Source organism: Microcystis sp. LE19-84.1B (genome assembly GCF_027531875.1).
GTDB lineage: Bacteria > Cyanobacteriota > Cyanobacteriia > Cyanobacteriales > Microcystaceae > Microcystis > Microcystis panniformis.
In genome coordinates this window covers 1-3,747 of record NZ_JAPZSR010000472.1, presented here as the reverse complement: position 1 = coordinate 3,747, position 3,747 = coordinate 1, and the positions used below count along the sequence as shown (strand labels likewise).

At 34.3% G+C, this 3,747-nt stretch carries 3 protein-coding genes and 1 pseudogene; 3 read left to right on the top strand and 1 reads right to left on the bottom strand.

Translation table 11 applies throughout. From position 1 onward, the window contains the following. Positions 1 to 9 precede the first annotated feature (9 nt). A pseudogene (locus O9324_RS26270) lies at positions 10 to 147 on the bottom strand (geranylgeranyl reductase); the annotation flags it as partial. A 255-nt stretch (positions 148 to 402) separates the two neighbouring features. On the opposite strand from O9324_RS26270, the gene O9324_RS26265 reads away from it, so the two are divergent. Genes O9324_RS26265 through O9324_RS26255 form a run of 3 tightly spaced genes read left to right on the top strand, consistent with a single transcriptional unit; the run spans position 403 to position 3,447 of the window. Continuing rightward, positions 403 to 1,554 carry a DUF262 domain-containing protein gene (locus O9324_RS26265; RefSeq protein WP_288141748.1) on the top strand — a complete coding sequence of 384 codons (1,152 nt, stop codon included), beginning with the start codon at positions 403 to 405 and terminating at the stop codon, positions 1,552 to 1,554. Further along, a complete protein-coding gene (locus O9324_RS26260; RefSeq protein ID WP_002769577.1) occupies positions 1,548 to 2,651 on the top strand; it encodes an AAA family ATPase in 1,104 nt (367 codons plus the stop codon). The genes O9324_RS26265 and O9324_RS26260 overlap by 7 nt, the downstream gene beginning before the upstream one ends. 1 nt (position 2,652) lies before the next feature. After that, on the top strand, positions 2,653 to 3,447 hold the full coding sequence (locus O9324_RS26255; protein ID WP_288141747.1) for a hypothetical protein: 795 nt from the start codon (positions 2,653 to 2,655) through the stop codon (positions 3,445 to 3,447). Positions 3,448 to 3,747: the final 300 nt, after the last annotated feature.

The window sequence follows — 3,747 nt, the reverse complement described above, 5'->3', positions numbered from 1 at the left end:
CAATTGATTTTAAGGGGCCAAAGCGTTACCGCGCAGGAGAGAACCGATGGTTTTAGCAGTAATCTTCATCTGTACGAGAGGATTAGCGGGAACAACGGTTTTATAGAGATAACTGTCAAAAGTCATCTTCTGTACGTCCTTTTGGGAATTGCCTTGGGAGTGATCGGCAAGCTAGGTCAGAACAGGATTGAAGGGGTTGACATTTTATTTAGGTACGCTATATTCTAAAAACAATTGGCTCTCCCAGGTTTAGTGGGTAAAATGTATTCTAAAATACAGTCTGGGGGCGAGTGAGTGGAACGAACCACAGAGACACAAAGGACACAAAGATTGATCGCTACTATATAACTTAAACTTATCACACAAGGAATAAGAGAGCCAACAATTTCATAGGACTATAATATGAAAAACAGTACAAATGATATCACATACGAACAATTAACATCCCAAGAAACTGAATTGCAAGAAGAAGAAGAAGAAGAAGAAGAAGAAAGTTCAGACTTCTTCGATCCAACGCAAATCAGAATTACGACCAAACAAATAACCATGGATCTTCTGCTCAAAAGAATTAAATATGAAGAAATTAACTTAAATCCTGATTTTCAACGTAACGCTAACATCTGGACTGATAAGGCTAAAAGCAGATTAATCGAATCTCTGTTAATACGAATTCCTCTGCCAGCATTTTATATGGATGCAACCGAGGAAGAAAAATGGCTAATTATAGATGGATTGCAAAGACTTAGTACATTTAAAAGTTTTATTCTTGATGAGAAGCTTGTCTTAAAAGACCTAGAATTTTTAAAGGATTTAGAAAAGAAAAAGTATTCAGATTTATCTCGTAACTATAAACGCAGAATAGATGAGGCAGAGTTTATTGTGTATTTAATTGAACCTGGTACACCACCTAAAGTTAAGTATAACATTTTTAGAAGAATTAATACTGGAGGATTACCTCTCAATTTACAAGAATTTCGTCAAGCGATAAATCCAGGTCAAGCCACAAAAATTCTCAAGGAATTAGCAAACATTCCAGAATTCCAAAAATTGACAAGTTTTAGTCAAAAAAGAAAGGATCGCATGGTCGATCATGAATTTATCTTAGGATTTATTGCTTTTACTTTAATAAGCTACAATTGCTATTCGTCTGATAAAGGTCGGGATGATTTTTTAGATCAAGCAATGAAAAAGCTAAACAAAATAGATGAAAATCGAGTACAAGAAATCAAAAATAAGTTTATTTTTGCCATGAAAGCGGCAAATAATATTTTTGGAGAAGATGCTTTCCGTAAAATCCGCAAAATCACAGAAGATGGAAAAAGAAAATATCCTATCAATAAAGCTCTTTTTGAAAGTTGGTCAGTTACCCTGAGTGATTTAAGTGAACAAGAACTTGAAACATTAATTGAGAGAAAGGAGAACGTCAAGGAAGTTTTTATTAAAAAAATGGAAGATGATAGTAATTTTCTCGAATCTGTTTCTCAAGCAGCCACTAAAGTTCCCTATAGATTTGATACAATTAAAGAAATAATAAAAGAGGTGTTATCATGTTAGAATCATTAGTGTTAAAAAATTTTAAGATTTTTGAAAATCAATCTTTTGATTTAAAACCGCTAACTTTGCTCTCAGGATTAAATAGTAGTGGCAAATCCACTTTGCTACAATCCTTATTATTACTTCGCCAGTCCTATAAGCAGGATTTATTACCAAAGGAAGGATTAGCATTAAATGGTGATTTAGTTCGTATTGGAACAGCTAAAGACGCTCTCTTTGAAGGTGCAAAAGAAGATTCAATTACTTTTGAAATTACCAGCGCAGATCATGGTAAAAGTTCATGGATTTTTGAATATGATCCTAATTCTGATGTTCTCCAACTATCTCCCCTGTTCCAAGATACTATTCCTCAAGACATTTACCGATCCAATCTTTTTACTGATAAATTTTACTATCTACGAGCAGAAAGAATGTCTCCAAGTCCACATTTTGAAATTTCAGAATTTCAAGTCAAACAGCATAAACAGCTTGGAAGTAAGGGAGAATTTACAGCACATTTTCTTTCTATCTACGAAGAAGAGAAAATTATAGATTCAAAATTAGAACATCCTCAAGCAATTTCTACAAGTTTTAAAAATCAAGTGGAAGCTTGGATTGGAGAAATTAGCCCTGGAACTAGAATCATAATCTCATCTCATCCAGAAATGGATTTAGTCAGTTTACAATACTCTTACGGACTGAGTAATCCTTATCGTCCTACAAATACTGGGTTTGGTATTACATATATACTACCTATTGTTGTGGCTTTATTATCATCTACTACAGATACGTTAATTTTATTAGAAAATCCTGAAGCACATCTTCATCCAAAAGGACAATCTAAGATAGGAGAACTGTTAGCATTAGCGGCAAGCTGTGGGGTACAAATTATAGTAGAAACTCATAGTGATCATGTCTTAAATGGTATTCGTAGAGCGGTAAAAAATAAGAAAATTGATGCTCAAGATGTACGAATTCATTATTTTCAAAGATATTTAAAACAAGGACAAGCTGTATCAGAAGTTATTTCACCCATTCTTTATCAAGACGGAGGAATTGATCAGTGGCCTGATGGATTTTTTGATCAAGTGGAAAAAGATTTAATGGAGTTGCTTTAAAATGAAGTTTTTGATTAATGAACTTTCTTTTACTGGGCAAGCTAAAAACGACAATGAGGCTTACGAACTGCTCAAAAACTTATATGATATCATCCAAGAAGTAAAACCTATACAGAACAATTATCCTATCCAGACTCATAGTAGTTTATCTCAACAAAAAATATTATCTAATCTTACTATTTATCAATGGATTTGCCAAAAAATAAAGTCTCCTCATCCACAAGAGCAAGTGCTGGCTAGATTTTTGATACAAATTTTAACCAAGGGACCATTTATCGATAACCAAGGATTGCTTGAATCTTGCGAATGCTATTTTAACAACAAAAATATTACATCGAGTTCTTTAACTGGAGCGGTGAAACTTAAAGGTAGTTTACTCAGTTTACAAAAATCGGACGATTTTGTTGATGAAACCGTTGAGGTAACATTTCGAGAAGAAAACCAATCCTCTGAAAATGTTACCATCAGAAATTTAACCCAGATTACTCAATCTAGAAAATTATGTCCTCGTTACACTGGAACTCCTAAACATGATTCATCATTGAAAGGAACCGCACCTAGTGTTAAAGGAACTCCAATGGATTTAACAATCAAAGAAGCTCAAGAAGTCTTAAATCATTCCATAGATTATAAAAAAAAACGCTATGGATATCAAAAAGAAAAAAACAAGTTTTATGTATTTCATCCCAATAACAGTTATGATTCTTATGGCTATCCACTTTATCACGGGTTTCCAATTTCTGATTCTCAAGTTCCCCCTACAATTAAGAAAGACCTAGGAATAGGAAAACCATGACTCCCATCGAGGGGTAAGCGCATCTTAACAATCCTTGACAAAATGAACTTTATATGGGCTGCTTACCCACGATTCAGGCATATTTGAGGAGAATTTGCCATCTCAATTGTTAAGCAAGATAAAAGATGAAACAACCCAAAAGAAAACCCAACCACCGCCATGGGGAGATTGGGTTTTCTGGTTATCAATTGATTTTAAGGGGCCAAAGCGTTACCGCGCAGGAGAGAACCGATGGTTTTAGCAGTAATCTTCATCTGTACGAGAGGATTAGCGGGAACAACGGTTTTATAGAGATAACTG

Coding starts and splice junctions, on each gene's coding strand:
- O9324_RS26265 (WP_288141748.1), top strand. CDS start 403: ATGAAAAACAGTACAAATGATATCACATACGAACAATTAACATCCCAA.
- O9324_RS26260 (WP_002769577.1), top strand. CDS start 1,548: ATGTTAGAATCATTAGTGTTAAAAAATTTTAAGATTTTTGAAAATCAA.
- O9324_RS26255 (WP_288141747.1), top strand. CDS start 2,653: ATGAAGTTTTTGATTAATGAACTTTCTTTTACTGGGCAAGCTAAAAAC.